At 43.2% G+C, this 3,652-nt stretch carries 3 protein-coding genes; all 3 read left to right on the forward strand.

Features of this window, described 5'->3' with window-relative positions; genetic code table 11:
• On the forward strand, nucleotides 1-1,695 hold a 1,695-nt coding region (thrA, locus tag WBJ10_RS16210; RefSeq protein WP_424292168.1), incomplete at its 5' end, for a bifunctional aspartate kinase/homoserine dehydrogenase I.
• On the forward strand, nucleotides 1,692-2,627 hold the full coding sequence (locus WBJ10_RS16215) for a homoserine kinase (RefSeq protein WP_424292170.1): 936 nt from the start codon (nucleotides 1,692-1,694) through the stop codon (nucleotides 2,625-2,627). The genes thrA and WBJ10_RS16215, both read left to right, overlap by 4 nt.
• A partial coding sequence (gene thrC / locus WBJ10_RS16220) for a threonine synthase (protein ID WP_424292172.1) occupies nucleotides 2,628-3,652 on the forward strand: 1,025 nt, incomplete at its 3' end.

Consider the following 3,652-nt stretch of genomic DNA (forward strand, 5'->3'; position numbering starts at 1 on the left):
GCAATGGAGCTTTCGTTCTTTGGTGCGAAGGTGATTTATCCGCCGACAATGATCCCGGCATTTATGAAAAAAATCCCGATTGTCATTCGAAATACGTTCGAACCGGATTTCGCCGGGTCTGTAATCAGGCACAACTGCCAAAACTCTAACCTGGCGATCAAAGGAATATCATCGATCAACGATATCAGCATCATAAATATTGAAGGCAGCGGTATGGTAGGTAAAGCCGGCTTCAGCGGCCGTTTGTTTTCTCTGCTTGCCCGTGAGCAAATCAACGTAATTCTCATTACACAATCATCTTCAGAACATAGCATCACCTTTGCCATTCACCCGGGTGATGCTGCCCGGGCTCAGCGGGTTATTGAACATGAGTTTGAGCTTGAATTACTTGCGAAGAAATTGGAGGCTCCGGTGTTTGAAACGGGATTGTCCATCCTCGCAATAGTGGGAGAAAATATGAAGCAGACGCCTGGAATTTCTGGAAAGTTGTTTCATGCTTTAGGCAGGAATGGTATAAATGTTAGGGCCATCGCTCAAGGTTCTTCGGAGTATAATATTTCTGTGATCATTTCACATGATGATCTTAATAAAGGCCTGAATGCTGTTCATGATGCATTCTTCGTCGGACTGAACAAAACACTGAATTTATTCTGCCTCGGGACTGGAAATATTGGAAAGACTTTATTTCGCCAGCTTCAGGAGCACAGGGCTTTTCTTCAGGAACATAATGGCATTCAAATTCGGGTCGTTGGAATCAGCAATACTCGGAAAATGTACTTTGATCCGGATGGTATAGATCTGGGAAATTGGGAGAAAACCCTCGAAGGATCAGCTCTTTCGGCAGATCTGCCGGTTTTTGTTGAGAAGATGAAAAACATGAATCTTCCCAATTGTGTTTTTGCTGATAATACAGCTAGCTTAAAACCAATCGAATTTTATAATGAGATTTTCAGCTCGAATATTTCTATCGTAACCTGTAATAAGATTGGAAATTCATCCAGTTATGCCCAGTACAAGCTTTTTAAGGACGCCGCCCGCATTCATGGTGTAGATTATTTCTACGAAACGAACGTTGGAGCGGGTTTGCCAATAGTACGTACACTAAAAGATTTGATGGTCAGTGGCGACAGGGTCCTTAGTATTGAAGCTATCCTTTCTGGAACTATTTCTTACATATTTAATAATTATAAAGGCGATGTCACTTTTCATGACATCGTTAAACAGGCTCAGGAAAAAGGATATACAGAACCAGACCCAAGAGATGACCTGAAGGGAACCGACTTTATGCGTAAAATGCTAATCCTTGCCAGGGATGCAGGATATCCTCTGGAGGCTGAAGATGTACATATTGAAAGTATGCTTCCCCAGTCGTGTATCGATGCTCAATCGGTGGAGGAATTTTATGTGGAACTAAAGAAGGAAGGTGCATTTTTTGAAAATTTGAAAAGGCAGGCTCAGGAAGGACGTAAAGTTTTAAGGTACATCGCTAAACTGGAAGATGGAAAGGCTACCATAAACTTGCAAATGGTTGATGAAACCCATCCTTTTTATGCGCTTTCAGGCAGCGATAATATTATTTCCTTTACTACAGACCGTTACAAAGAGCGCCCAATGGTAGTGAAAGGACCTGGGGCTGGAGCAGATGTCACTGCGGCTGGTGTATTTGCAGACATTGTAAATGTTGGGGCCCAATGAATAGATCAATCAAAGTATTTGCCCCTGCAACAGTTGCAAATGTAGTGTGTGGATATGACATTCTGGGATTTGCTGTGGATCAGCCAGGTGATGAAGTGATCATGCGCATAAAAGACGAGCCAGGAGTAAGCATTACAAAGATTAGTGGAGATGATGGGCGTTTACCTTATCATCCTGCTAAGAACACCGTAAGTGTAAGTGTGCAGTATTATCTTGAACACATTGGCCGCCCGGATGTGGGAGTAGAGATTGAATTGTTCAAAAAAATGCCGATTGGGAGTGGCTTGGGCTCCAGTTCGGCAAGTACTGTCGCTGGCCTATATGCAATCAATACTTTAATGGGCAATCCTTTAAGCCCTATGGAATTGGTACCATTTGCGATGAAAGGCGAAGAGATGGCATGTGGTACAGGCCACGCCGACAATGTTGCCCCGGCTCTGCTTGGCGGTTTTGTGCTGATCAGAAGCTACGAGCCACTGGATATCATTAAACTTCCCCATCCTGAAGAACTTTATTGTTCGATAGTATTTCCACATGTAGATGTTCCAACCCGTGATGCACGAAAAATAATCAGAAGCAATGTTCCGCTAAAGGATGCGGTAACGCAGTGGGGAAATGTAGCAGGTTTGGTGAGCGGCTTATTTATGAAAGATATCGGCCTGATTTCCAGAAGCATGAAGGACGTGATTGTAGAACCTGTTCGGTCTATCCTAATTCCCGATTTCTATCGATTGAGGGAAATAGCAATGGAAAATGGTGCCCTTAGTTTTGGGATCTCTGGTTCAGGACCGTCTGTCTTTACTTTCGCACGTAATGCCGATGATGCTCAAAAAATTAACGAAAAACTTCAAGAACATTTTCTGTGGCTGGATACAGAGAGTATTGCTTACCATTCTCCCATCAATTCCAAAGGGCCTATAATATTAGATTAGATGCAATTATACAGCACCAACAACAATAGTCTGCGAGTTTCTTTCAAGGAAGCTGTGTTTAATAGCCTTCCTGCAGATAAAGGCTTATATATGCCAGAGTCAATTCCGGTTTTAAATAGTGAATTTAAAGAAAACCTGCACAGGTATACCCTGCCGGAGATTGCTTTCCAGGTGGCTAAGAATTTGCTTAATGGGGATATTCCTGATACGGATTTAAAGCGGATTATTGAAGATGCGATAAATTTCGAAGCGCCGGTAGTCCAACTGGAAGAACAGATTCATGTCCTGGAGCTTTTCCATGGACCTTCCCTGGCTTTTAAGGATTTCGGTGCCCGGTTTATGAGCAGGGTAATGAGCTACTTCCTGGAGAACGGCGAAAAGGAACTGAACGTCCTAGTGGCAACTTCCGGTGATACCGGTGGCGCGGTGGCGCTTGGTTTTTTGGGCGTTCCGAATACCAAAGTCACCATTTTATACCCCAAAGGTAAAGTGAGTCCAATTCAGGAACTTCAACTGACTACCAATGGCCAAAATATTCACGCCATTGAAATTGACGGCACCTTTGATGATTGCCAGGCCTTAGTGAAACAGGCTTTCAATGATCCGGAGCTTAAAGAGAAAATCAGGCTCACCTCAGCCAATTCAATCAATATTTCGCGCTTGATCCCACAGACCTTTTATTATTTCAATGCTTACGCTCAGTTGCAGCGCCAGAGTAAAACTGAGATCATATTTTCGGTACCAAGCGGTAACTTTGGAAATTTAGGTGCCGGCTTTCTTGCGTGGAAAATGGGTTTACCGGTTAAACAATTTATCGCCGCAACCAATATTAATGATACTGTTCCTGTTTTTTTAGAAAGCGGTTTATATAAAGCTAAGCCATCAGTTCAAACTTATTCAAATGCGATGGACGTGGGCGATCCGAGCAATTGGGTTAGGATAATGGATCTGTTTAAAGGTGAGAGAGCAGACCTGAAAGGACTTTTAACTGCTTACGCATTTAATGACGAAGAGACGGTGGAGGC

It is taken from the genome of Daejeonella sp., from assembly GCF_049655485.1.
Classification (GTDB): Bacteria; Bacteroidota; Bacteroidia; order Sphingobacteriales; family Sphingobacteriaceae; genus Daejeonella.